The sequence below is a fragment of the Streptomyces mutomycini genome (genome assembly GCF_001700505.1).
Lineage (GTDB): Bacteria > Actinomycetota > Actinomycetes > Streptomycetales > Streptomycetaceae > Streptomyces > Streptomyces mutomycini.
Genome location: NZ_MAPV01000040.1, coordinates 26,976 through 51,413 on the forward strand (window position 1 = coordinate 26,976; position 24,438 = coordinate 51,413).

Consider the following 24,438-nt stretch of genomic DNA (forward strand, 5'->3'; position numbering starts at 1 on the left):
ATGGCCCCGTCAGGCTCCGGTGAACCCGAAAGGGGGGACGTTCAGAGCTTTATCTGAGGTTCCCGGACGGGTCCAGTCCGGGACGCCGTTCGATCGCGATGTTCCGGGGGTGCCGGGCGGCGCAAGGTCCGAGCGGCGGCGACGGCACCGGAGAGCGGCGGTTCCTCGGGCTCCCCGAACGAACGAAGGGGAGCATGACTGATGACCAGCACCGGGAACAGGCCATGGAGCGGCCCCGAGGGCAACCGCCTCCGTCCGGCGCTGGGACTGAGGACCGTCCCGTAGCCGGAACAACCCTCAGGGCTGAGGCAGCGGAGCCATGCTCGGTGGCACCGGGCGCGAGGTGAAGGACTGGTCGCCGCGCGGTGTCACCGGCACGGGAACCTGGGGGACGCCGTCGCCCGACGGCACGGGTGGCCCCGAGGGACTGGCCGTCGAAGCGCCGGCCGCTTCGCGCGCCAGGCCGTCGAAGTCCACGAACCCTGTGCGTTCCAGCATCGTGATGTGGTCGAGCACCGTCTGGTTGGCGTCGGAAGCCAGCTGCCGGATCAGGGAGTTGCGCGTGGTGTGCCGGACCTGCGCGATCAGCGAGAACACCTTGCCGTGCGCGGCGCGCAGGAGGTTGGCGAACTTCTGCTCGTACTCCTGGCCCCCGGCGGCGGTGAGTTCCGTGAGCCAGCCCTGCTGCTGCGCGGTCGGCTGGTTCGGGAGCTCCACGCCGAGCTTGGCCGCCACGTCGCGGGCCCGCCGGTCCAGATCCGTGTGGCCGACCACCAGATGGTCGCCGGCGAGCTTCACCCCCTCGCTCGGCGCACGCTCGATCGCCTGCTGGCCCGCGGGCAGCTCCCACAGCCCGGCGAGGCGCACCTTGATGAGGAAATCCCGGTCGGTCGCGGAGAGCGGGCCCCACTGGGTGGCGACGCTGGACGCGTTCAGGTTGGCCTCGCCGGTGCCGGAGCGGTCGGCATAGGACCACACGGGAAAGGCGAGCGCGCCGAGCGTGGCGACCAGCGCGGCGATGATGAGGGCCGTTCCGTTGATGCGTCGCAGCAAGATGTCTCCCAAGCCGTTACGTGACAGCGTCGGGTCAGCCGCCGGCTGACTCGTCGTGCAACCTGCTTGGCGGAGATGCCGACGTGGAGGTACGGGGAGATACGTATCGCGGCGCGGGGATGTTCAGCGGGGCGGGAGACGGCTGCGCGCGCTACCGTCGCCCGCCCGCCGGTCAGCGGCGCAGGGCCGGGTGGTCGGCGACGACCGTGCAGGAGCCCGGAGCCACCTCCGTGAATCCGGCGTCCCGCACCACCGGCAGACCGCTCGCGGTGAGTACGCTCCAGTGGGCGGCGTCCGGGGTGGAGACGGAGAGCGGGAACCCCGCCTCACGCCATGCCTTGCGCTCCGTGTCCGACAGCTCCCACCAGGCGAGCTGCGCGCCGTGACCGGCCTGCGCCATCGCCTTGCCCGCCGACATGCCGACGTCCGGGTTCATCCAGAGCACCGGACCGGCCGGATCCGGCATGGCCGGGGCCTCCGGGTCGTCCAGGTCCGTGCCCGACACCTGGAGCTTGGCCAGCTCCTTGGGCCAGCCGTCCAGGGGAACCGGCGGGAACACCCGGACCTCGGCGTGCTCGCCCGTGACCGTGATCCCGGGCAGCGCGGACGCCTTGCGCCACTCCGCGCCGCGTGCCCGCCGCACCACCTTGCGGATCCGCGCGTCCTGCCAGTCGCGCACGGCCTGCGCCCACTCGCCCTCGCCCTCGCTGCCGACCTCCTCCTCGCCGAGCGAACGGGGGTCGGAGAGGAGCGTGAGCACCGCGCGGGCGGCGGTCACCAGGGCGTCGTTCCGCGCCGGGGGGTCGGTCTTCTCGATGTGCACCACCAGCGGCAGAACGAACTGCGGAGCCTCGTCACGAGGTGTCGGCTCCGTGCGGAACGGGCTGTCGCCGGAGGCCTCCGGCGCTGCGGGAAGGGGCTCTGGAATGCTGTCGCTGCTCACGCACCCAGTCTGCCAGGCCCCCGCGGCAACCCGTTCTTGGCGGAACGAAGGGCTCCGGGTGAGGATGCACGTCATGAAGAGCGACCTCTTTTCCAGCGAGCACATGGCGCAGCCGGCCACCGCCCCCGGCATGACCCTGCAGAACGCCAAGTCCATCAAGTACGCCGTGAACGGTGAGATGCACGCGCGTCAGGGCTCGATGATCGCCTTCCGGGGCAATCTCCAGTTCGAGCGCAAGGGCCAGGGCATCGGCGGCATGCTCAAGCGCGCGGTGACCGGTGAGGGGCTGGCCCTGATGGCGGTCACGGGCCAGGGCGAGGCGTGGTTCGCCCACGAGGCGGCCAACTGCTTCATCGTGGACATGGAGCAGGGCGACGTCCTGACCGTCAACGGCCGCAACGTCCTGTGTTTCGACGCGAGCCTGTCCTACGAGATCAAGACCGTGAAGGGCGCCGGAATGACCGGCGGCGGACTCTTCAACAGCGTCTTCAGCGGATACGGCAAGCTCGGCCTGATCTGCGACGGCCACCCCATAGTCATCCCCGTCACCGCGCAGCAGCCGGTGTACGTGGACACGGACGCGGTCGTCGGCTGGAGCGCCCAGCTCTCCACCTCGCTGCACCGCTCGCAGAGCATCGGCTCGATGGTCCGCGGCGGCTCCGGCGAGGCGGTCCAGCTGATGCTCCAGGGCGAGGGGTTCGTGATCGTGCGCCCCAGTGAGCTCAAGCCGGAGAAGCCGTCGGCCAAGTGATCCGCCGCCCGGCGCGAGTGAGTACGCTCGTACGTATGGACGATGCGTACTGCGAGACGCCCGCGCCGGCCCCGGCACCCGTGGACGCGGGCCCGCCGTACGCCGAGTGCGTGCTGTGCCAAAAGCCGACCGAGTACCCGGAGTCGACGAAGGGCAGCACCCTCTGCCCGGTCTGCGCCTGGCAGGAGGCGGGGCGCACCGCCTGCTCCGGCTGACGTGCGGACGGGGCGTGGTCAGCCGCGCATCAGCTCGGAGACCTTGACGAAGCGGTAGCCGCGCTCGCGCAGCTCCGGGACGATCCGGCGTACGGCCTCGTCGGTGACGGGGGCCGCGCTGCGGGTGCAGTGCATGACCACCAGCGACCCGGGCTCCACCCCGTCCAGCACCTGCTCGGCCACCGCGTCCGCATCCGTGGCGAAGGCGTCACCGCTGACCACGTCCCACTGGACCGCCGTCACCCCGGTCGGTGCCAGCGCCTTCAGCGACGCGTCGTCGTAGCAGCCGCCGGGGAAGCGGAAGTAGGGCACGAGATTGCGCGCACCCGTCTTCCGGATCGCGGTGAAGGCTCGCTCCACATCCCCCCGCATGCCGGCCTCCGCGACGGTCGGCAGTCCGTAGCAGGGGGAGGAGAAGGCGTAGTGGCTGTACGAGTGGTTGGCGATCTCGAACAGGGGGTCGGTCCCGATCGAGCGGGCCTGGGCCGGGTACTCCTGCGCCCACCTGCCGGTCATGAAGACCGTCGACGGGACCTTCATCCGGCGGAGCGACGCGATCAGCCCCGGGTTGTCGAAGCGCTCGCCGGCGGCGGCACGTGGCCCCTGATCCGCCGTCATGTCCGCGTCGAAGGTGAGCGCCACGACCTTGTTCCGTGAGCCGGAGGCATCCGCCCGCCTCTCGAAGACCGGCGTGAGACCGCCGGGGCCCGGGGCCAGTACGGGCGGACCGCTCTCCGATGCCCGCGACGGGGACGCGGGTCCCGTCGCTGGTCCCGTCGCTGGTCCACCGGAAACCGTCGGAAGCGCGGTGTTCCCGGCACGGGTGGCCTCCGAGCCGGCGCAGCCGGCCAGAACCCCACTCAGAACAGTCAGCGCGATCATCGTACGTACGGATTGGATCACTGCAGGACGTTAGCTGATGACTAATCGGATAATACGTACGGCGCTCCGACCGTGTCGCGGCCGGAGCGCCGGATCACCTGCCTGCTCGTGCCCCGGTCAGCGCCAGGGGCCCGTCACCGCGAACGTCGTCCCCGGCGTGTAGCAGTTCACGAACATCGTCCCGCCGTCCGGTGAGAACGTGACTCCCGCGAACTCGCCCCACTCCGGCTCATCGGCCGTCCCGATGTTCTGCCGCCCGCGTGCCATCGGGTAGACCTCACCCCGGCGCGTGACCCCGAGCACGTGCTGTGCGCCGCCCCCGTCCTCACAGACCATCAGCCCGCCCCCGGCGGCGAGGCAGATGTTGTCCGGGGACTCGCCCGGCAGCTGGATGTCGGTGTCCGGGCCGAAGACGATCACCAGGGTGAGCCTGCGCTTCTTCGGTTCGTAGCGCCACACCTGGCCGAAGTGGTCGGCGGCCGACCCCTCGTCGCTGTGCGCGAAGCTGGAGACGAAGTAGACCGACGAACCGCCCCAGTAGCAGCCCTCCAGCTTCTGGGCGTGCGTGATGCCCCTGGGGCCGAAGTCCTGCAGCCGGATCGGCGTTCCGGCAGCCTGCGGATCCGGTACGGGGACCCATTCGATCCGGTCGAAGCTCGCACCCGTCTCCTGGATCGCGGAGAGGTCGGGTACGCCGGGGACCCGCATGGCCTCGAGCGCACCGCCGGCCCGCAGCGAGCCCGTCCCGCCGAGCGGCTTCTCGGGGAGGAAGCGGTAGAAGAGCCCGAACGGCCTCTCGAAGGCGTCCTCCGTCTCGTACACGACGCCGTTGCCCGGGTCGACCGCGATGGCCTCGTGCTGGAAGCGGCCCATCGCGGTCAGGGGGACCGCCCCGGTGCGGCGCGGATCCGCGCCGTCCACCTCGAAGATGAAGCCGTGGTCCTTCGTGTAGCCGTTGGTCCCGGCCTTGTCCTCGGTCTCCTCGCAGGTCAGCCACGTGTTCCAGGGGGTGGGGCCGCCGGCGCAGTTGACGGCCGTGCCCGCGATGGCGACGCGCTCGCCGCGGACATTGCCGCGGCCGTCGATCTCGAGTGACGTACAGCCGCCCTTGCCCATGGGGTCGTAGGTCAGGCCCTCGACCGTGGGTACACCGATCTTTCCGGTGACGCGGTTCTCGTGGTTGCGCACGAGGTGGACCCGGCCGTTGCGCCCGGCGAAGGCGGCCATGCCGTCGTGGTTGCTGGGGACCAGGCCCTCGCCGGAGAGGAGCGGGTCGCCCTCCCGGGAGAGCACCCGGTAGCGGAAACCTTTCGGCAGATCGAGCAGGCCGTCCGGGTCCGGTACGAGGGGGCCGTAGCCGCTGTGGCCACGGGCCTCGGCGGTGCCGGAGAAGAGCTCGGTGAAGGCCCCGGTGAAAGCGACCGAGGCGGCGGTCGCGGCGCTCCCGGCCAGGATCTGCCGTCGTGTTGCGAGTCGTCGAGGTGCGGATGACATGAGGTAACTCCCTGTTGGCGGACAGGTGAAGTGACCCGCATGTGTGTAGCACGCGACGCGCCGCGCGGGAACCATGCGAGCCACGATGCCCCTGTGTCCCCGCTGTGTCCCCGGGGCGGAAGAGGCCCCGGGGACGGCCGGCATCAGGCCAGCGACGCGGTGAGCGTGATGGTCGTGCCCGAGAGCGCCTGGCTGACCGGGCAGTTCGCCTTGGCGTCCTCCGCGGCCTTCACGAAGCCGGCCTCGTCGAGACCCGGTACCTCGCCCTCCACCGTGAGGTGGATGCCGGTGATACCCGTGCCGGGCTGGAAGGTGACCTCGGCCTGCGTGTTCAGCCGGGTGGGCGGGGTGCCCGCCGAGGCCAGGCCGTTGGACAGGGCCATCGAGAAGCAACTGGAGTGCGCTGCCGCGATGAGCTCCTCGGGGCTGGTCTTGCCGTTCGCCTTCTCCGCGCGGGACGGCCAGGAGACCGGGTACTCCCCGATTCCGGAGGAGTCGAGGGTGACAACGCCGTTGCCCTCGAGCAGGTTGCCTTCCCAGACCGTGTGCGCCTGACGCGTGGTAGCCATGCTGGATCCCTTCAAACGGTGTGCGCGGTCATCCGGACGTACGCGGCACCCGGAGGCACCCGCACGTCCTTCAACCCCCGAACCTACTGCGCCACCAGTCCCTTTGCGTCACGTGCCAGTGCCGTCAGCCGCGAGATGGCCCGGAAGTACTTCTTCCGGTACCCGCCGTTCAGCATCTCGTCACTGAACAGCCGGTCGAAGGGGAGGCCGGAGGTGAGCACCGGGACCTCTCGGTCGTACAGCCGGTCCGCGAGTACCACCAGGCGCAGCGCCGTCGACTGGTCGGGCACCGGCTGCACGTCGGTGAGGCACACCGCCGTGATCCCGTCCGTCAGTGCGCCGTACCGGCTCGGGTGGACCCGGGCGAGGTGGCCGAGGAGGGCCGGGAAATCATCGAGCGCGGCTCCGGGAGTCGCGTACGCGGCCCTGGTGACCTCGTCGTCGGAGTACGGCGGCGGCGCCTCGGGCAGTCCCCTGTGGCGGTAGTCCTCACCGTCGATCCGCAGCGGCCTGAAGTGCGAGGACAGCCCCTGGATCTCGCGCAGGAAGTCGGCTGACGCGAAACGGCCCTCACCGAGCTTTCCGGGCAGCGTGTTCGACGTGGCGGCCAGCGCGACTCCCGCTTCGACGAGCCTGCTGAGCAGCGACGACACCAGGACGGTGTCGCCCGGGTCGTCCAGCTCGAATTCGTCGATGCAGAGCAGCCGGTGCCCGCTCAGGGTCTGCACGGTCTGCTGGAAGCCCAGCGCACCGACCAGGTTCGTCAGCTCGACGAAGGTGCCGAAGGCCTTGAGCGAGCTGTCCGCGGGGGTGGCGTGCCAGAGCGAGGCGAGCAGGTGGGTCTTGCCGACGCCGTACCCGCCGTCGAGATAGACGCCGCGGGGCCCGGCGGGCGCGGCCCGCTTCTTCGTGAACCATCTGCGCTTCCCCGACCCCGTCGCGTGAGCCCCGCCGAGCCCCGCCGCGAACGAGCTGAGGACCTCGACCGCCTCGGTCTGACTCGGCTGGTTCGGGTCGGGTACGTACGTATCGAAGCGCACCGAGTCGAAGCGCGGCGGCGGCACCATCTCGGCGACCAGGCGGTCGGCGGGGACGCGCGGCTCGAGGGCGCACAGTGACTGCGGGGCCGTTTCGGCTATGGGGCTATGCCCCGGCACGGCTGTGGAGGACGACACAACTCTCCACCTTAAGGGCCGTGCCAGACTGCTGGGCATGCGACGCCTGCTCCCTGTGACGGACCTGACAACCCCGGCCGCCGCCGCCGACCGCGAGTGGACACTCGACGAGCTGGCGGACGCCTACGCGTATCCCGACGGGGGGCGTCCCTGGCTCCGCGCCAACATGGTCTCCACCCTGGACGGCGCCGCCCAGCACGACGGCCGCTCCCAGGGCATCTCGTGCCCCGCCGACATGCGGATCTTCGGGACCCTGCGAGGCCTGGCCGACGCGGTCGTCGTCGGCGCCGAGACGGTCCGCCAGGAGGGCTACCGGCCCGCGCGGGCCCGCGAGGCCTTCGCCGCCCGGCGAGAGGCGGCCGGGCAGGGACCGGCCGCGGCCATCGCGGTGGTCAGCGCGAGCCTGGACCTGGACTTCTCCCTCCCGCTCTTCGTCTCGCCGCTGGTCCCGACGTTCGTGCTCACCGGAGCGGCGGCGCCCCCGGACCGGGTCCGCGAAGCCCGGGAGGCGGGAGCGGAGGTGCTGTTCGCCGGGGACGGTGCCGCCGTCGACCCGGCGCGAGCGGTGGGTGAACTTGCCGCGCGGGGCCTCACCCGGCTCCTCACCGAGGGCGGGCCTCGTCTGCTCGGCCAGTTCGTGGCGGGCGGGGTGCTGGACGAGCTCTGCCTGACGCTGTCCCCGCTGCTCACCGCCGGAGACGCGCAGCGCATCGCGGGCGGACCCGCCGTCGCCGTGCCGGAACGTTTCTCCCTTGTCTCGCTCCTGGAGGAGACGGGATTCCTCTTCACTCGTTACGGGAAGATCCGACACTGAGCGGAATGACTCGTTCCGGTTGACCTCGGGTGGGCACACTTAGTCCTGCTACCCCGTGCAATTGCGGGGAAGGATGGTTTCAGCAACAACGGCCGTCCCGCGGCCGACGAGATGAAGCGGAAGGGCGCCTGCCGTGTTCACAAGCGTTTTGATGATCGAGAAGCCCCTCACCCCCGAGGACGTGGAGTTCGTCACCACCCTCCACGGTGAGGAGCGGATCTCGTTCGTCGTACTGATGCAGCCCCGCAGCGACCAGGCCGACGTACTGCTGCGCGCGATCGACGACGTCGCGATCGGTGAGCTCCGGGAAGCGGTCCGTGAGGGGGACCGGCCGGAGGGCGATGAGGCCCGCGAGCCTGCCGAGATGGCGCTGGAGTACTCGCTCCGGGAGCTGCGCGAGGCGGGCTCCGAGGCCGTCGGACAGGTGGTCGAGGACCACCCCCTGGACAAGCTGAAGACCGTGGTCGACGCCTCCGGGGCCGATGAGGTCATCGTGCTGACGGCGCCGCATTACGTCGAGGAGTTCTTCCACCGCGACTGGGCCTCCCGGGCCCGCCACAAGGTCGGCGTACCGGTGCTCAAGCTCTTCGCGCACAGCGAATAGGCTGTGACGGACCCAGAACCACCTCACAGCTCGGGAGAGAGACGTATGGCACCCGGTATTCCTGCCGCCCTGGAACGGCCGCACTTCATCGGCATCGGCGGCGCCGGAATGTCGGGCATCGCGAAGATCCTCGCCCAGCGCGGCGCGAAAGTGGCGGGCAGCGACGCCAGGGAGTCCGCCACCGCCGAGGCCCTGCGCGCCCTGGGAGCCACCGTCCACATCGGGCACGCCGCCGGACACCTGGCCGACGACGCGACCTCGGTGGTCGTCTCCAGCGCCATCCGCGCGGACAACCCCGAGCTGGTCCGCGCCGCGGAGCTGGACATCCCCGTCGTGCACCGCTCCGACGCGCTCGCCTCCCTGATGGAGGGCCTGCGCGCCATCGCGGTCGCCGGCACGCACGGCAAGACCACCACCACGTCGATGCTCGCCGTCGCCCTGTCCGAGCTGGCGCTCGACCCCTCGTACGCCATCGGCGGCGACCTGGAGGGTCCCGGCACCAACGCCACGCACGGCGACGGCGACATCTTCGTCGCCGAGGCCGACGAGAGCGACCGGAGCTTCCAGAAGTACGCCCCCGAGGTCGCGATCGTCCTCAACGTCGAGCTGGACCACCACGCGAACTATGCGTCGATGGACGAGATCTACGAGTCCTTCGAGACCTTCGTCGGCAAGGTCGTCCCCGGCGGCACCCTGGTCATCGCCGCCGACCAGTCCGGGGCCGCCGAGCTGACCCGCCGGGTCCGCGAGCTCTCCTCGCTCACCGTCGTCACCTACGGCGAGTCCGAGGGCGCCGACGTCCGCGTGCACAAGGTCACCCCGCGCGGGCTGACCAGCGAGGTCACGGTCGTCCTCAACGGGAAGTACCTCACCTTCACGGTGTCCGTGCCCGGCCGCCACTACGCGCACAACGCGGTCGCCGCGCTCGCGGCCGGTGTCGCCCTCGGCATCCCGGCGCACAACCTGGCCTCCGCCATCGGGAAGTACACCGGGGTCAAGCGCCGCCTCCAGCTCAAGGGCGAGGCGGCCGGCGTCCAGGTCATCGACTCGTACGCGCACCACCCCACGGAGATGACCGCCGACCTGGAGGCCATGCGCGGGGCGGCGACCGGGTCCCGCATCCTGGTGGTCTTCCAGCCCCACCTCTTCTCCCGCACCCAGGAGCTCGGCACGGAGATGGGCCAGGCCCTCGCTCTCGCCGACGCCTCGCTGGTCCTGGACATCTATCCGGCCAGGGAGGACCCGCTCCCCGGCATCACGAGCGCCCTGATCATCGACGCCGCGAAGACCGCGGGCGCCGACGTCACGGCCGTCCACGACAAGGCGGACATTCCCGCCGCCGTCGCGGGAATGGCGAAGCCCGGCGATCTGGTTCTCACCATGGGAGCGGGCGATGTCACCGACCTCGGCCCGCAGATCCTGGACCACCTGTCGAGCTGAGGGAGCCACCGTGCCGTACGACGTCGAGAAACCGGACGAGCAGTGGCGGGCGGAGCTGTCGCCCGCCGAGTACGCGGTGTTGCGCAAGGCCGGCACCGAGCCCGCTTTCGTGGGTGAGTACACCGACACCAGGACAGCGGGCGTGTACTCCTGCCGTGGCTGCGGCGAGGAGCTGTTCCGCTCCGACACCAAATTCGAGTCGCACTGCGGCTGGCCGTCCTTCTACGACCCGAAGGACACGGACGCGGTCGAGCTGATCGTGGACAACAGCCTCGGTATGACCCGGACCGAGGTGCGCTGCGCGCGCTGCGGCTCGCACCTGGGGCACGTCTTCGAGGGCGAGGGCTATCCCACGCCCACGGACCAGCGCTACTGCATCAACTCGATCTCGCTGACGCTCGCGCCGGACGAGAGCTGAGAGCCCGGTCCGGTCGTCCGCCGGGCCCGGCCCTCACAGACGGCCGCCCGTCAGGAGACCTGCTCCTGACGGGCGTTCCGCGTGGTGTGGTCCGGTGCCGCCTGCCCGAGGGCCCGCGGCACCGGACCACCGGCGCACTCAGGTCTTGACGAGTTCGACCGGCTCCCGCTCCACCGGGATCTCCCGTTGCAGCCGCTCGCCCTCGATGTCGAGGTCGGGCAGCACCCGGTCGAGCGGGCGCGGCAGCCACCAGGCGGCGCGTCCCAGAAGGTGCATGACCGCCGGGACGAGGGCCATACGGACCACGAAGGCGTCGACGAGCACGCCGATCGCCAGGGCGAACCCGATGGACTTGATGATCGGGTCGGGCATGAACACGAATCCGCCGAACACGGCAGTCATGATCACCGCCGCGGCCGTGACCACGCGTGCGTTGTGGCCGACCCCGCTGATGACGGACTCACGGGCGTCGGCGCCGTGGACGAAGTCCTCCCGCATCCGCGAGACGAGGAAGACCTCGTAGTCCATGGCCAGCCCGAAGAGGATGCCGATCAGGAGGATGGGCAGGAAGCTGACCAGCGGCCCGGGCGTGTCGAGGCCGACCAGATCCGCCAGGTGGCCCTCCTGGAAGATCGCGACGGTGATCCCGAAGGTGGCACCGATGGTCAGCAGGAAGCCCAGCGCCGCCTTGACGGGCACCAGGATCGACCGGAAGACGAGCATAAGCAGCAGGACGGACAGCCCGACCACCAGCAGGAGATAGACCGGCAGCGCGCCGGCGAGCTTCTCGGAGACGTCGATACCGACCGCGGTGGCACCTGTCAGCGCGATGTCGGCGCCCCCGACGACCTCCACCCGGTCACGGATCTCGTTGACGGTGTCCTCGGTCGCGGCCGCGGTCGGCCCCGTCTCGGGGATCACGGCCAGGAGGGCGGTGGTGCCCTTCTCGTTCAGCTGAGGGGCGGCGACGGCCAGCACTCCGTCGGTGTCCATGATGAGCGCGGCCGTCTCCTTGGCCGCCGCACCGGTCGCCTGCGCGGTGTCGCCGGACACGACGGCGACCAGACGGCCGTTGAAGCCCTCACCGAATCCCTCGGTGGTCAGGTCGTAGGCCTCGCGGTTGGGTGACCCGACCGCCTCGGTGCTCGCGTCGGGCAGCGCCAGACGCATGTCCTGCAGGGGCAGGGCCAGAGCGCCGAGGCCGGCCACTCCGAGAATCAGGACGGGGACGCGCAGCCGTGCCACGATCCGGCCCCATCGGAAGCCGAATCCCGCCTCGGACCCGGCGGGGGCGGCGGCGGGTTCCCGGTCCTTCGTCCGCTGCTTCCTGGGCAGGACACGGATGCCCGCGAATCCGAGGACGGCCGGCAGGAGTGTGAGGGACACCAGCACCGCGAGAGCGACCGTGGCCGCGGCGGCCAGACCCATGACCGTGAGGAAGGGGACACCGGCGACAGCGAGCCCGGCCAGTGCGATGACGACGGTCGCGCCCGCGAAGACGACGGCCGAACCGGCGGTCCCCGCCGCCCGGCCGGCGGCCTCCTCCCCGTCCATGCCTTCCGAAAGGTAGTGGCGGTAGCGGGAAGTGATGAACAGTGCGTAGTCGATGCCGACGGCCAGGCCCAGCATGAGCGCCAGGATGGGCGCGGTGCTGGTCAGCTCGACGGTGCTGCTGAGGGCGAACAGCCCGGCCATGCCGGCACCCACGCCGACCAGGGCGTTCAGCAGGGTCATGCCCGCCGCCACCAGGGAACCGAAGGTGAGGACCAGTACGAGGGCGGCGACAGCGACACCGATGATCTCGGTCGAACCGATCTCCGGTACGCCCCGCATGATCTCGCCGCCGTGCTCGACGCGCAGATCCGCGACAGACGCGCCCGCCTCCGAGAACGCCTCCCGCTGGGCATCGGTGATGCCGTCGACGCCCGACGTGAACTGCACCTGGATCAGGGCGTACCGGCCGTCCTGCGACACCGCCTTGGACACGAAGGGGTCCAAGGCCGCGAGGACACCGGGAACCTCCCCGGCCTCCGCGGTCACGGGGGCCACATCCGCGGGCGTGAGCTTCCCGCCCTCGGGTGCGGCGACGACTATGGTCCCCGTCGCGCCGCTCGCCTGCGGGAACTCCCGGGCCAGCGAGTCCAGGGCCTTCTGGGACTCGGTGCCCGGGATCGAGAACTTGCTGGTGGTGGGCCCGCTGAAGGCTGCCGCGCCCCCTCCGAGCAGGGCGAGCAGCAGGAGCCAGAGGGCAAGGACGCGCCCTCGGCGGCGGAAGGACAGCCGGCCTAGCCGGTACAGCAGGATTGCCATGCGAAAGAGGCGTCTTTCTCTTGGGACTGGCTCTTGGGACCGGACGACTTCTGTCAGCCGGTCGGTCGGCCGAGGGTTCTCAGCGCTCCCTGGACCATTTCGGTACGCATCGTGCCGGGGTCGGCATCCACGTCGGCGGCGACCGTCACAGCCACGCCGCCGATCACCATCTGCGCCGTGATCCGCGCCCGCGGTTCCCGCGAACGGCCGGCCAGGGCGTCCGCGAGCTGGTCGACCGCCCGGGGGATGACGGCCAGTACCGGGTGGCCGAGCATGTCGGGCAGCTCGGCGAAGATGATCTTCACCTCCAGGTGGAAGCGCATCGCCAGGCCGACGTAGCCCGTCACGGCCGGCTCGACGGCCTGCTCGCCGCGCAGTGCCGTCAGCTCCTCGCTCATGGCGGTGAGGCTCTCGGCCGGCGGGGTCAGCAGTTCGGTGAGGATCGCGTCCTTGCCGGCGAAGTGGTACAGCAGGGACGCCTTGGAGCAGTGGGCCTCGACCGCGATGTCGTGCAGTGAGGTCCCTTTGAAGCCGTGCTCGGCGAAGAGGCGCAGTGCGGCGTCGAGGATCTGACGGCGCATCGCGGAGGGCGGACGGGGCATGAGGTCACCGTAGCTGGCCGATCGGTCAGTTCTGACCGATCGGTCAGGGTGATTCCTGTGATGCGCGCCACGTCGAGGTCGCAGCACCCTCGGGGGCTGCGAGGAAGGAGTGCGGCCGTGGTCCGCATGGCCGCGCCGACGGCGTCCAGGAACGGAAGATGGCCCTCCCCTGGGGCTGGAGGGCCATCTGTGAACTCGGTTTCGACTTTGTCGCGCCCCGGCCGGCGAGGTCCGGACGGAGGGCCTAGTCCTCGTCGGACCCGGACCCGGACTCCGCCGTCGCCTCGGCCCGGAGCAAGGGGTGCACGACTCCGGGGAACACCCGGGCCCGCACGATCTCCTCGGCCGCACCGCCCTGTACGACGGTCTCCGCCACGCCCCACGGGCGTCCTGCCAGGTGGATGGTGAGCGTGTACGAGGACGGGCAGCCCATGCACTCGTAGCGGTCCGCCCAGACCTCCACGTCCGTGACGCTGCCCGGGTAGCGCTTCACATGCCGGTGCCGGGCATGGCAGTGGTCGCACGTCTCGCCCGGCTCACACGTACCACCGCAGGGACACGGCACGTCCAGGGAGTCGGCGGGCTGCCACCGCTGGACGAGCCGGGCGTCGCGGGTCGCGCCCATGTCCTTCATCGCCTTCAGGTTCCGGGCGGCGACGTTGTACGACTCGCCGGTCGCGGCCATCCGGTCCCGGATCACGTCCTTGCGCCCGCGGTTCGTCGTCATGTGTTCCTCCTGGGTATACGCAGCCCGTCAGGAGGCCCACGAAATCGTCCTCCCTACGGTACCTGCCCCGCCGCCGGTTCGGACGGCCGGACGGCGGGGCAGGACGACGGGGACAGCCCCCGAGAGCTGACACGCACAACCCGGGTAAAGGAGCACCACGATGGCAACACCCCTGTCTGCCGACAGACTGCTCAAGGCCCTGCGTGACGAGGGTCTGCACGTCGTCGAGCACCGGAGCTGGCGCACGCACAACCGCAACCACAAGGGTTCGTGGGGGCCCGTGCACGGTGTGATGATCCATCACACCGTGACCTCGGGCACCCAGAGCACCGTGAACCTCTGCTACGACGGCCATTCGAGCCTGCCCGGCCCGTTGTGCCACGGGGTGATCGCCAAGGACGGCTCGGTCCACATGGTCGGCCACGGCCGGGCCAACCACGCCGGACTCGGCGACGACGACGTACTGCGCGCGGTGATCAACGAGACGTCGCTGCCCGCCGACAACGAGGCCAACACCGACGGCAACCGCTCCTTCTACGGCTTCGAGTGCATCAATCTCGGGGACGGCAAGGACCCGTGGCCGGCCGCGCAGCTGGAGGCCATCGAGAAGGCGGCGGCAGCGATCTGCCGGGCCCACGGCTGGAACCAGCGCTCGGTGATCGGCCACAAGGAGTGGCAGCCGGGCAAGATCGACCCGCGCGGTTTCACGATGGACTCGATGCGCGGCAGGGTCGGGACACGCCTCGGAGGGGATCCGGACGGCCCGCCCGCGCCCCCGCCCCCGGCAAAGTACGAGCCGTTCCCCGGAGCCTCGTTCTTCCGGGTGGGGCGGCGCAGTGCCGTCATCACGGCGATGGGGAAGAGACTGGTGGCCGAGGGCTGCGGAAGGTACCAGGTCGGACCCGGTCCCGACTGGTCGGACGCGGACCGCGCGTCGTACGCCGCCTGGCAGCGCAAACTCGGCTACTCGGGGAGCGGCGCGGACGGCATCCCGGGGAAGGCCAGCTGGGACAAGCTCAAGGTGCCCAACGTCTGAGCCCGCCGCGTGACGCCGGCGTGGCGGCCCCTCCCCGTCGAGGGCCGCCGCGCCCTGCGGCCCGCCGGGGCGGGAACAGCCGGCCGTCCGTACCCGCGGTGCCGCCTGCGGTCACCCGCGGCGCACCCGCCCCACGATCCTTCTGCCGAGGCGCCCGATCGAGCGCGAAGGCCGGTTCCACGCGCGGAACGCTTCGAGGGTGCGACTGCTCCCCTCACGCTCCACGGCCTCCTCCACGGCGGCGAGCTCCTCGGCGGAGAGGGCGCGCACCGCGGGGCGCAGCACCTCCTCCAGCAGGGCGGTCCGGGTCGCGGTCCAGTCGTCGCCCGCGTGTGGGTGCGCGTTCCAGACGGTGAAGCAGTCCGCCGCGTACGCGGGATCCGCCCGCAGCAGCGCCGGGACCCCGTCGCCCCGGGCGGCCCGGCCGTACGCCGCGATCAGGTCCGCGTCCCCGCTGTGCACGAAGGCGTACAGCTCCTCCCCGGGCCGGCCGGGAGCGAGCAGCCGCTCGGCCAGGGCTGCGAAGGCGTGCTCCAGGGACTGGGGCCCGGCCGGTTCGGCGCGGCTGCGCAGTGTCCTGGCACGGTCCGCCCAGCCGGGTCCGGCCGTCCCGGAGCGCATCTCGCGCGCGAAGTCCAGCAGCATCAGGCAGGCGCGCGCCCGGGACCCGAGCTCCTGGGGGAAGCCCTGCAGCAGCTCGTGGGCGAGCTCGGGGGCGTCCTCGTCGCCGGACGGGGCGGCGAGCGCGGCGTCGACCAGGTGCGCCCAGGTACCGGCCGTGCGGTGGGCGTCGGACGTGGTCTCGCCCAGCAGCAGCCGGGCCTCGCCCGCCGTCAGGGTGTCCTCGCCCCACACCAGGCCGACGGCGGTCCGCAGTACCAGGGGCTCGGCGAACGGGGACATGCCCGCCGCGCGCAGCACCGTGTGCAGGATGCCCACCCTGTCAGCACCCCGAGCCTTGGCGCCGGGTGCCTCGGCGCACATCCGCAGATGAGGCAGCAACTGCGTCCCGGTGAACGGCAGAGGCACCCGGATCAGCAGCCGTTCCGTGTCCGCCGGGTGGTCCGGGGCGAGCCGGTCCAGCTCACCGAGGAGCGCCGTACGGACGTCGAACTGCTCGTCCAGCAGATGCGGCAGCGCGGGGCAGGCACCCGCCTCCGGGTCGTCGAGCAGCGCGCGGGCCAGCCGGCCCACGACGTCGGGCAGCAGCTCCGCGCGGTCGACGCCCAGGAGCCGGACGATCCGCAGCAGCTGCACGGTCCGCGCGACGCCCCGGGGCACCCCGGCGGCGAGCTCGGCCAGCAACTCGTCGCCGAGTTCCTCGACCAGCCCGGCGAGCGCGAGTTCCCCGTCGGCCTCCTCGAACGCCGAACGCGCGGGCGGCTCCAGGGCCACGTCGCCGCCGCGCACGGCCTCCGTCACCAGCAGCGCGGCCAGCGGTGCGGTGACGGAGGCGGGGCAGCGGCCGTCGAGGGCGGTCAGCAGCCGGAGCGCCGCGGCGCATTCAGCGGCCGTACGGTCGTCGGCGGGCGCGGTCAGCGCGTCGGTCAGCTGCCGGGTGCGCTTCTCGTCCAGCGCGTAGGGCCGCTCGGCCGCCCAGTCGGCCGCCGCGGCCCGCCCGTCGGACCCGAGGGCGATGCCGGCGCCGAGCGCCGTGACGGCGAGGGGCCCCGCGGCGAACGGCTCGCCCGGCAGTTCCGCCGCCTCCCGGAAGAGCTCGGGGGAGCGGCTGCGCCAGATCCGGGCGGCGGTCCCCGCCCAGGCGTCGTCCGCCGTCCCGGAGGGGCGCGGGCCGGAGGCGGCGTGCACGCGGAACCGCGGATCGCGGGCGTCGGGCGCGTCCTCCGGAAGAACGCCGATGACCTGGTGCGTGGTGCGTCCGGGATGCCGGGTGTACGTGGTGAAGGTCAGACGCTCGGCGTGCTCCCGAGGCAGTACGGCGACGGCCAGCGCGACCCAGCGGGCCACGTCCGCGCTCTGCCGCTCCACGAGCACGACCGGCGGCGCTGCGGGGTCCTCGCTCACGCGGCGCAGATCGCTGAGGACGGCGGCGAGCCACGGGCTGCGGGACACGGCGAAGTCCCCGAGCCCTTCACGGGTGAGTCCGCGTGAGGGGCCGTGCGAGGTGGACATCGCGGTCAGGGGATCGGGCAGCGTGCGGTCCGGCGCGGAGGAGAGCCACTCCGGGGCACCCCACGCGGCGACCGGCAGCACCCGGCCGGGTATCGGTGTACCCGGCAGGAGGTGTATGGCGTGGGCGTGGAATCCGCCCGCACCCGTGGCCACCGTACGGCTGAGCAGATGGCTGCCGTCGGAGAGCGCCGCGAAGCCGAACGCCACGGGCAGCGACCGGAGCCGGGCGTCGCTGAGCCCGTCGGCCGTACCCTCCGGGGCCTCGTAGGCCAGAAGCGGTGCGGCCTCCGCGCGCACCGGCCCGGCGATCGTGGGGTCCACGGCGGTGAACCGGCCGGCGGGCGCCCCGTCCCCGGACGTGACGGAGGTGTAGTGCAACTGCGGGAGGCTCATGCGTAGGCCCTCATCGTCCCTGCCACGTGCGTCCCCGTCACACGCACCGGCCGCCGCTCGCCGCCCTGTCGGTGCGGCCCGGCCCGGCGGAGCGACGACCCCGGCGGGGAGCTTTCCGTAGTCGTGCGGGCGACGCTATCAAGCCCTGACGCACTGTTGGGCCGCACAGCGTCCGAGGACGTTCTAGGTTGGCCGTATGACCGAAGTGACGCTTTCCGCAGGCGTGGTTGAGTACGAGGACACGGGCGGCGACGGGCCCGTCGTGGTCCTCCTCCACGGGGTGGCGATGAACGGTTCGCTCTGGCGCCATGTCGTCGCCGGGCTGCACTCCGATTTCCGGTGCGTCGTACCCACGCTCCCACTGGGCGGCCACCGCAGGCCGATGCGACCCGACGCCGATCTGACGGTGCTCGGAGTCGCCCACCTGGTGGCGGAGTTCCTGGACGAGCTGGACCTCCATGACGTCACCCTGGTGATGAGCGACTGGGGCGGGGCGCAGGCACTCGTATCGGAAGGCAGGGACCGGCGGATCGGCAGGCTGGTGATCACGTCCTGCGAGGCGTTCGACAACTTCCCGCCCGGCCTGCCCGGCCGCAGTCTGCACGCCGCGGCCAGGGCCCCTGGAGGGCTGCGGCTCGCCTTCGCCCTGCTGAAGCTGAAGCCGATGCGCAGACTCCCCGTGACCTGGGGGTGGATGAGCAGGAGGCCGGTCCCGCACGACGTGATGGACGACTGGTTCCGGCCGCTGTGGACCTCCGCCTCGATCCGGAGGGATCTGCGGGCGTACGTGCTCGGGGTGCCGCCCCGGGACGAGCTCCTGGCATGGGCGGAGGCGCTGCGTACGTTCGACCGGCCCGCGCTCGTCGTCTGGGCGGCCGAGGACAGGGTCATGCCGCCCGCCCACGGCCGGCGGCTGGCGGATCTGCTGCCCGAGGGCGAACTCGTGGAGATCGCCGACAGTTACACCCTCATCCCCGAGGACCAGCCGCAGCGGCTGACCGAGGCGATCAGGACGTTCGTACCGCTGCCTTGACGCAGCCCGGCCGGGCACGGGAAGCGCACTCACGCGCACCCGTGCCCGGCCGGCGGGACCGGACGGGCCCTCAGACCTCCGCTGTCTCCGGCGGGGTGGAACGCCGCATGCCGAACCCGGCCAGCAGCGCGCCGACGACACACAGGACCGCGGTGACGATCACGGCGGAGTGCACACCGTTCATGAACGCGTTCCCGCTGCCCTCGATCACTGCGGCCCTCAGCTGCGCGGGCATGTCGGCCGACGCGGGGGAGACCCCCATGGACACCGCGTCCTTGGCCTCTTCGAAGCCGGCCGCCGCGTTCGCCGGGACACCGGCCGCGGTCAGCTCACCGGTGAGGGTCGAGCCCACCTTGCCGCTGATCAGCGACACCAGCACGGACGTGCCGAGCGCCCCGCCGATCTGCAGCGAGGTGGCCTGCAGACCTCCGGCGACACCGCCGTCCTTCTTCGGCGCGTTCCCGACGATGGCGTCGGACGACGCGGACATCACCATGCCGACGCCCAGACCGATGGCGAGGAAGGGCGGCCACATCGCGGCGTACGAGGAGCCGGCGTCCCAGGTCAGGATCCAGAGGGAGGCCGCGGCCTGGAGCAGCATGCCGAGGGGCATGGTCAGCCGCGGGCCGAAGCGCTGGGTCAGTGCGGCACCGAGCGGGGACGCGACCACCGTGGCCAGGCTGAGCGGCAGGGTGCGGACACCGGCCTCGACCGGGGAGAAGCCGCGCACGTTCTGCAGGTACAGCATCAGGAAGAAGATGACACCGAGCAGGACGAAGAAGTTGATCGCGGTGACGGCCGTGCCGATGGTGAGTGACCGGTTGCGGAAGAGACGCATCGGCAGCAGCGGGTGCTCCTGGCGCGTCTCGTACCAGCAGAAGACGGCCAGCAGGACCAGGCCCGCGGCCATCGACCCCAGCGTTCCGCCGGAGGTCCAGCCCCAGGTCTCGCCCTTGACCACGCCGAAGACCAGGGCGACCAGGCCGACCGCGAGCAGGATCACGCCGGGCACGTCGAAGCGGTGGTGCCCGGTGGAGTCCTTGCTCTTCGGGAGCACGAGCAGACTGATGACCAGTGCGACGACGCCGATGGGCGCGTTGATGTAGAAGACCGACTCCCAGTTGACGTGCTCGATGAGCAGGCCGCCGACGATCGGTCCGAGCGCGGTGGAGCAGGACGCCACCATGGCCCACAGACCCACGGCCATACCGAACTTCCGGGGCGGGAAGACCGCCCGCAGCAGGCCGAGGGTGTTGGGGATCAGCAGGGCGGCGAAGAGCCCCTGTGCCGCGCGGAAGGCGATCACACCCCCGATCGACCCCGACAGGCCGATCGCGACCGAGGCCAGGGTGAAGCCCACGGTGCCGACCATGTAGACCGTGTGCCGCCCGAGGCGGTCACCGAGCTTGCCGCCCAGGATCAGCAGGGCGGCCATGGCGATCAGATAGGCGTTGGTGACCCACTGCAGGTCGGCGGTGGACGCGTCGAGGTCCCGGCCTATCTCCGGGTTGGCGATCGCCACGACGGAGCCGTCGAGGTTGACCATGAACAGTCCGATGGCCACGGCGATCAGCGTCAGCCAGGGGTTGCTGCGCCTGCTCCGGGGCACGTCGGGTGGACTGCTTTCGGGCAGGGAGGAGGTGTCCACGGTGGTGGAGGACATGCGGAAGCCTTGTCTGTGAAACTTCGGGATGGCGAGAGACGTGCCCGGGCCACGACGGCCGCGCCGCGGCCACGGTCGGAGCAGCGGCCACCGGCAGCGGCCGGCCTTGCGGGGGAACGGTCGGTGCGGGAGTCAGACGGTGGGGGAGTGGAGGTGCCCGCTCAGTGATGCCAGCGCGCCCAGGGCCGCGCCGAGAGCGTCGAGCTCTCCCTCGGTGAGGGTGTGCAGCGCGCGCGCCATGTGCGCTTCCTTGAGCGCCCGCGCCTCGGCGAGCCGCTCCCGGGCCGTGGCCGTCGGGTGCAGATGTGCGATCCGCTTGTCGGCAGTGTCCTGCCTGCGCTCCAGCAGCCCCAGGTCGGTGAGCTGGGAGACGAGGACGCTGACGTTGTTGGGCTTCATCAGCAGGGCCTCGGCCGCTTCACGGACGGTGATCCCTTCGCGCTCCTCGACGAGGAAGAGCAGCGCCAGCTGGCCGTCAGGAAGCCGGGGATGCGGGAACTCGTGCGCGACCTTCCGCTCCATACCCCGGTGCAGCGCGGGCAGGGACACCACGAGCGCGGACGCTACGTGGTGGATGTCCTGGCCGGGCGCGGTGGGGTCGGGCATGACCACAGCATAGGTACCGAATAATAGGTATGTCAAAATACTTAAATTGGGTGTCATACCGCCAGGGGCCCGCGGTCAGGAGCGGGTCATGGCCTGAAGCTGATCTACGGCCGTGCTTAAGAAATCCTCGATGGACCTGAAGCCCCGGGTGCGGCACATTTCTCGGTGACGGCGAAGAGCGGTGACAGGCGGTCCGCCTGGTCCCGTCCGCCGTGTCCCCCGCCACCCCGGGCCAGCAGGCCGTCCTCGGCATGCCCGGGAACGGGGCGTCCGCCACGTACCAGGTACAGGAGCCGCAGCCGTGAAGGCACTCGTGAAGCACAAGGCCGAGCCGGGACTGTGGCTGATGGACGTACCGGAGCCGGAGACCGGCCCCGGGGACGTGCTGATCAAGGTCCTGCGTACCGGGATCTGCGGCACCGACCTGCACATCCGCGACTACGACGGCTGGGCCCAGCAGGCCGTGCGCACGCCGCTCGTCCTGGGCCACGAGTTCGTCGGCGAGGTCGCCGGGATCGGCGCGGACGTCGTCGACATCAAGATCGGCGACCTGGTCAGCGGCGAGGGGCACCTGGTCTGCGGCAAGTGCCGCAACTGCCTCGCCGGCCGCCGGCACCTGTGCCGTTCCACCCTCGGGCTGGGCGTCGGCCGGGACGGGGCGTTCGCCGAGTACCTGGCGCTGCCCGCCTCCAACGTCTGGGTGCACCGGGACAAGGTCGACCTCGACATCGCCGCGATCTTCGACCCGTTCGGCAACGCCGTGCACACCGCGCTGTCCTTCCCGCTGGTCGGCGAGGACGTGCTGATCACCGGCGCCGGCCCCATCGGCATCATGGCCGCCGCCGTCGCCCGCCACGCGGGCGCCCGCAACGTCGTCATCACCGACGTCAGCGAGGCGCGGCTGGACCTGGCCCGCAAGGTCGGTGTGGACCTGGCCCTGAACGTCGGCGGCGGCACCATCGCGGACGGCCAGCGCCGGCTCGGCCTGCGCGAGGGCTTCGACATCGGCCTCGAGATGTCGGGGCGCCCCGAGGCCATGCGGGACATGATCGCCAACATGACGCACGGCGGCCGGATCGCGATGCTCGGACTGCCAGCGGCCGAGTTCCCCGTCGACTGGTCCAGGGTCGTCACCTCGATGCTCACCATCAAGGGCATCTACGGCCGCGAGATGTACGAGACCTGGTACGCGATGTCCGTACTCCTGGAGGGCGGTCTCGACCTCGCCCCCGTCATCACCGGCCGGTACGACTACCGCGACTTCGAAGCCGCCTTCGACGACGCCGCGAGCGGTCTCGGCGGCAAGGTACTGCTCGACTGGGCCGCCTGAAGCTCCTCGTACGCACCCGTATCCACCTGGGAGACATCCTTCATGTTCGATTCCGTACGCGACGACCTGCGCACCACCCTCGACGAGATCCGGGACGCCGGACTCCAGAAGCCCGAGCGGGTCATCGGCACGCCCCAGTCCGCGACCGTCGCCGTCACCTCCGGTGGACGCGCGGGTGAGGTGCTCAACTTCTGCGCCAACAACTACCTGGGCCTGGCCGACCACCCCGAGGTCGTCGCCGCCGCCCACGAGGCGCTCGACCGCTGGGGCTACGGGCTCGCGTCCGTCCGCTTCATCTGCGGCACCCAGGAGGTCCACAAGGAGCTGGAGCAGCGCCTGTCGTCCTTCCTCGGGCAGGAGGACACGATCCTCTACTCGTCCTGCTTCGACGCCAACGGCGGAGTCTTCGAGACTCTGCTGGGCCCCGAGGACGCGGTGATCTCCGACGCCCTGAACCACGCCTCCATCATCGACGGCATCCGCCTCTCCAAGGCGAAGCGCTACCGCTACGCCAATCGCGACATGGCCGACCTGGAGCAGCAGCTCAAGGAGGCGTCCGGCGCCCGGCGCAGGCTCGTCGTCACCGACGGTGTCTTCTCCATGGACGGCTACGTCGCCCCGCTGGCCGAGATCTGCGACCTCGCCGACCGCTACGGCGCGATGGTCATGGTCGACGACTCGCACGCCGTCGGCTTCGTCGGACCCGGCGGCCGGGGCACCCCCGAACTGCACGGGGTCATGGACCGCGTCGACATCATCACCGGCACCCTCGGCAAGGCGCTGGGCGGTGCGTCCGGCGGCTACGTCGCGGCGCGCGCCGAGATCGTCGCGCTGCTGCGCCAGCGTTCGCGCCCGTACCTCTTCTCCAACTCGCTCGCCCCGGTCATCGCCGCCGCCTCCCTCAAGGTCATCGACCTGCTGGAGTCCGCGGGCGACCTGCGCGACCAGCTGAACGCCAACACCGCGCTCTTCCGGTCCCGGATGACCGCGGAGGGCTTCGACATCCTGCCGGGCGACCACGCCATCGCCCCCGTGATGATCGGTGACGCGGCGAAGGCGGGCCGGATGGCGGAACTCCTCCTGGAGCGCGGTGTCTACGTGATCGGGTTCTCGTACCCGGTCGTCCCGCAGGGCGCCGCACGCATCCGCGTCCAGCTGTCCGCCGCGCACTCCACCGACGACGTCCACCGTGCGGTGGACGCGTTCATCGACGCGCGAGCCGCGCTGGAGGCGTAGAAGCACCCAGCGAGCTGGGACAATGAGCGCATGATCGATGCACGGCGGCTGCGCATCCTCCGTGCGGTGGCCGGCCACCGCACGGTGACCGCTGCGGCCGCCGCGCTGTATCTGACCCCGTCCGCGGTCTCCCAGCAGCTCGCCGCGCTGGAGCAGGAGACCGGGCACCGGCTGGTCGAGCGCGGGGCTCGCGGTGCCCGGCTGACCGCCGCCGGAGAGATCCTGCTGACGCACGCCAACGCCGTCCTCGCCCAGCTGGAGCGGGCGGAGGCGGAGCTCGCCGCCTACAGCGCGGGCGTCGCGGGGACGGTCACCGTCGCCGCGTTCGCCACGGGCATCGGGCTCGTTCTCGCCCCCGCGATCGCCGAGCTCACCCGCACCGCACCGGGCATCCGGGTCCGGGTGCAGGACGCCGAGGGTGACGCGAGCGTGCCGATGGTGCTGGACCGGCAGGTCGACGTCGCGGTCGCCGTCGAATACCGGGGCGCGCCCGGCGACGACGACCGCCGGCTGACCCGGGTGCCGCTGTACTCCGAGCCCTTCGACGCGGTGCTGCCGGTCGGTCACCGTCTGGCGGGCCAGGACCACGTCGCCGTCGCCGATCTCGCCAAGGACACGTGGATCGGCCCGTACCCCGGCAACCCCTGCCACGACGTGGTGGTCCTGGCCTGCGAGTACGCCGGTTTCGAGCCCCTGCTGGAGCACTCCTCCGACGACTTCCACGCCGTGGTCGCCCTGGCCGGGGCGGGTGCCGGGGTGGCACTGGTGCCCCGCTCGGCGCTGCGCGGCACGGAGCTCGGCGGTGTGGTCGTACGGCCGGTGGAGGGAGTGGCCCCGACCCGGCGGGTCTTCGCCGCCGTACGGCAGGGGGCCGAGGGGCATCCGCTGATCAAGCCGGTCCTGGAAGCGCTGTGCGCGGCGGCGGGGCCGGCCTAGACCCGCTCGGGGTGTCTTCCGATGTCATGCGCTGATCATGCCAAGGGGGCGATCCGTCGGGGAAGGGGATGCTTC

General features: G+C 71.5%; 23 protein-coding genes. 11 read left to right on the forward strand and 12 right to left on the reverse strand.

The window, feature by feature from the left end; genetic code table 11:
- Positions 1–297 precede the first annotated feature (297 nt).
- Together BFF76_RS06325 and BFF76_RS06330 are read right to left on the reverse strand one after the other, a co-directional pair.
- A complete protein-coding gene (locus BFF76_RS06325; RefSeq protein ID WP_208604820.1) occupies positions 298–1,050 on the reverse strand; it encodes a DUF4142 domain-containing protein in 753 nt (250 codons plus the stop codon).
- A gap of 175 nt (positions 1,051–1,225) precedes the next feature.
- On the reverse strand, positions 1,226–1,996 hold the full coding sequence (locus tag BFF76_RS06330; RefSeq protein ID WP_065847553.1) for a peptidyl-tRNA hydrolase: 771 nt from the start codon (positions 1,994–1,996) through the stop codon (positions 1,226–1,228).
- A 73-nt stretch (positions 1,997–2,069) separates the two neighbouring features.
- Here BFF76_RS06330 and BFF76_RS06335 point away from each other — a divergent pair, with 73 nt between their 5' ends.
- Both BFF76_RS06335 and BFF76_RS06340 read left to right on the forward strand, forming a co-directional pair.
- On the forward strand, positions 2,070–2,747 hold the full coding sequence (locus BFF76_RS06335) for an AIM24 family protein (protein ID WP_031095668.1): 678 nt from the start codon (positions 2,070–2,072) through the stop codon (positions 2,745–2,747).
- Between the two features lie 35 nt (positions 2,748–2,782).
- On the forward strand, positions 2,783–2,962 hold the full coding sequence (locus BFF76_RS06340) for a hypothetical protein (protein WP_031095666.1): 180 nt from the start codon (positions 2,783–2,785) through the stop codon (positions 2,960–2,962).
- 18 nt (positions 2,963–2,980) lie between these two features.
- Here BFF76_RS06340 and BFF76_RS06345 read toward each other — a convergent pair whose 3' ends face one another.
- From BFF76_RS06345 to zapE, 4 genes are all read right to left on the reverse strand, one after another.
- Entirely contained in the window at positions 2,981–3,844 is an 864-nt protein-coding gene (locus BFF76_RS06345; RefSeq protein WP_079122325.1) for a polysaccharide deacetylase family protein, read from the reverse strand.
- 117 nt (positions 3,845–3,961) lie between these two features.
- Positions 3,962–5,338: an alkaline phosphatase PhoX gene (locus BFF76_RS06350; protein WP_031095662.1), complete on the reverse strand. Its 1,377-nt coding sequence runs from the start codon at positions 5,336–5,338 to the stop codon at positions 3,962–3,964.
- 143 nt (positions 5,339–5,481) lie between these two features.
- On the reverse strand, positions 5,482–5,907 hold the full coding sequence (locus BFF76_RS06355; RefSeq protein WP_031095661.1) for an OsmC family protein: 426 nt from the start codon (positions 5,905–5,907) through the stop codon (positions 5,482–5,484).
- Positions 5,908–5,990: 83 nt separating this feature from the next.
- A complete protein-coding gene (zapE, locus tag BFF76_RS06360) occupies positions 5,991–7,082 on the reverse strand; it encodes a cell division protein ZapE (RefSeq protein WP_065847555.1) in 1,092 nt (363 codons plus the stop codon).
- Between the two features lie 37 nt (positions 7,083–7,119).
- Here zapE and BFF76_RS06365 point away from each other — a divergent pair, with 37 nt between their 5' ends.
- The 4 genes from BFF76_RS06365 to msrB all read left to right on the forward strand — a co-directional run bounded on the left by BFF76_RS06365 (position 7,120) and on the right by msrB (position 10,358).
- The gene (locus tag BFF76_RS06365; protein WP_031095657.1) at positions 7,120–7,896 is read left to right on the forward strand and encodes a pyrimidine reductase family protein; all 777 of its coding nucleotides are present in this window, start codon (positions 7,120–7,122) and stop codon (positions 7,894–7,896) included.
- 151 nt (positions 7,897–8,047) lie between these two features.
- On the forward strand, positions 8,048–8,500 hold the full coding sequence (locus BFF76_RS06370) for a hypothetical protein (protein WP_031095654.1): 453 nt from the start codon (positions 8,048–8,050) through the stop codon (positions 8,498–8,500).
- A 45-nt stretch (positions 8,501–8,545) separates the two neighbouring features.
- Complete coding sequence (gene murC / locus BFF76_RS06375; protein ID WP_031095652.1) at positions 8,546–9,940, forward strand: UDP-N-acetylmuramate--L-alanine ligase; 1,395 nt, start codon at positions 8,546–8,548, stop codon at positions 9,938–9,940.
- A 10-nt stretch (positions 9,941–9,950) separates the two neighbouring features.
- Positions 9,951–10,358: a peptide-methionine (R)-S-oxide reductase MsrB gene (gene msrB / locus BFF76_RS06380; protein ID WP_031095649.1), complete on the forward strand. Its 408-nt coding sequence runs from the start codon at positions 9,951–9,953 to the stop codon at positions 10,356–10,358.
- Between the two features lie 138 nt (positions 10,359–10,496).
- On the opposite strand, the gene BFF76_RS06385 is transcribed toward msrB, so the two are convergent.
- From BFF76_RS06385 to BFF76_RS06395, 3 genes are all read right to left on the reverse strand, one after another.
- Positions 10,497–12,668, reverse strand: a complete 2,172-nt coding sequence (locus BFF76_RS06385; RefSeq protein WP_031095647.1) for an MMPL family transporter — start codon at positions 12,666–12,668, stop codon at positions 10,497–10,499.
- 53 nt (positions 12,669–12,721) lie between these two features.
- Positions 12,722–13,270 (reverse strand): TetR/AcrR family transcriptional regulator, encoded by a 549-nt coding sequence (locus BFF76_RS06390; RefSeq protein ID WP_031095645.1) that lies wholly within the window; start codon positions 13,268–13,270, stop codon positions 12,722–12,724.
- Positions 13,271–13,514: 244 nt separating this feature from the next.
- Positions 13,515–13,997: a hypothetical protein gene (locus BFF76_RS06395; RefSeq protein ID WP_031095643.1), complete on the reverse strand. Its 483-nt coding sequence runs from the start codon at positions 13,995–13,997 to the stop codon at positions 13,515–13,517.
- A 160-nt stretch (positions 13,998–14,157) separates the two neighbouring features.
- Between BFF76_RS06395 and BFF76_RS06400 the strand changes: the two genes are divergently transcribed.
- Positions 14,158–15,033 carry a peptidoglycan-binding protein gene (locus BFF76_RS06400; protein WP_065847557.1) on the forward strand — a complete coding sequence of 292 codons (876 nt, stop codon included), beginning with the start codon at positions 14,158–14,160 and terminating at the stop codon, positions 15,031–15,033.
- Positions 15,034–15,144: 111 nt separating this feature from the next.
- Here the strand turns inward: BFF76_RS06400 and BFF76_RS06405 are convergent, their stop codons facing one another.
- Positions 15,145–17,559, reverse strand: a complete 2,415-nt coding sequence (locus tag BFF76_RS06405; RefSeq protein WP_065847559.1) for a GTPase-associated protein 1-related protein — start codon at positions 17,557–17,559, stop codon at positions 15,145–15,147.
- A gap of 196 nt (positions 17,560–17,755) precedes the next feature.
- On the opposite strand from BFF76_RS06405, the gene BFF76_RS06410 reads away from it, so the two are divergent.
- Positions 17,756–18,592, forward strand: coding sequence for an alpha/beta fold hydrolase (locus tag BFF76_RS06410; protein WP_065847561.1), 837 nt, complete (start codon positions 17,756–17,758; stop codon positions 18,590–18,592).
- 70 nt (positions 18,593–18,662) lie between these two features.
- Here BFF76_RS06410 and BFF76_RS06415 read toward each other — a convergent pair whose 3' ends face one another.
- The gene (locus BFF76_RS06415; protein ID WP_065847563.1) at positions 18,663–20,255 is read right to left on the reverse strand and encodes an MFS transporter; all 1,593 of its coding nucleotides are present in this window, start codon (positions 20,253–20,255) and stop codon (positions 18,663–18,665) included.
- A gap of 132 nt (positions 20,256–20,387) precedes the next feature.
- Positions 20,388–20,861 carry a MarR family winged helix-turn-helix transcriptional regulator gene (locus tag BFF76_RS06420; protein ID WP_031095635.1) on the reverse strand — a complete coding sequence of 158 codons (474 nt, stop codon included), beginning with the start codon at positions 20,859–20,861 and terminating at the stop codon, positions 20,388–20,390.
- 301 nt (positions 20,862–21,162) lie between these two features.
- Here BFF76_RS06420 and tdh point away from each other — a divergent pair, with 301 nt between their 5' ends.
- The 3 genes from tdh to BFF76_RS06435 are packed head-to-tail and all read left to right on the forward strand — an operon-like array spanning position 21,163 to position 24,363.
- Entirely contained in the window at positions 21,163–22,191 is a 1,029-nt protein-coding gene (gene tdh, locus BFF76_RS06425) for an L-threonine 3-dehydrogenase (protein ID WP_031095633.1), read from the forward strand.
- 42 nt (positions 22,192–22,233) lie between these two features.
- Entirely contained in the window at positions 22,234–23,427 is a 1,194-nt protein-coding gene (locus tag BFF76_RS06430) for a glycine C-acetyltransferase (protein ID WP_031095631.1), read from the forward strand.
- 30 nt (positions 23,428–23,457) lie between these two features.
- Entirely contained in the window at positions 23,458–24,363 is a 906-nt protein-coding gene (locus BFF76_RS06435) for a LysR family transcriptional regulator (RefSeq protein ID WP_065847565.1), read from the forward strand.
- Positions 24,364–24,438: the final 75 nt, after the last annotated feature.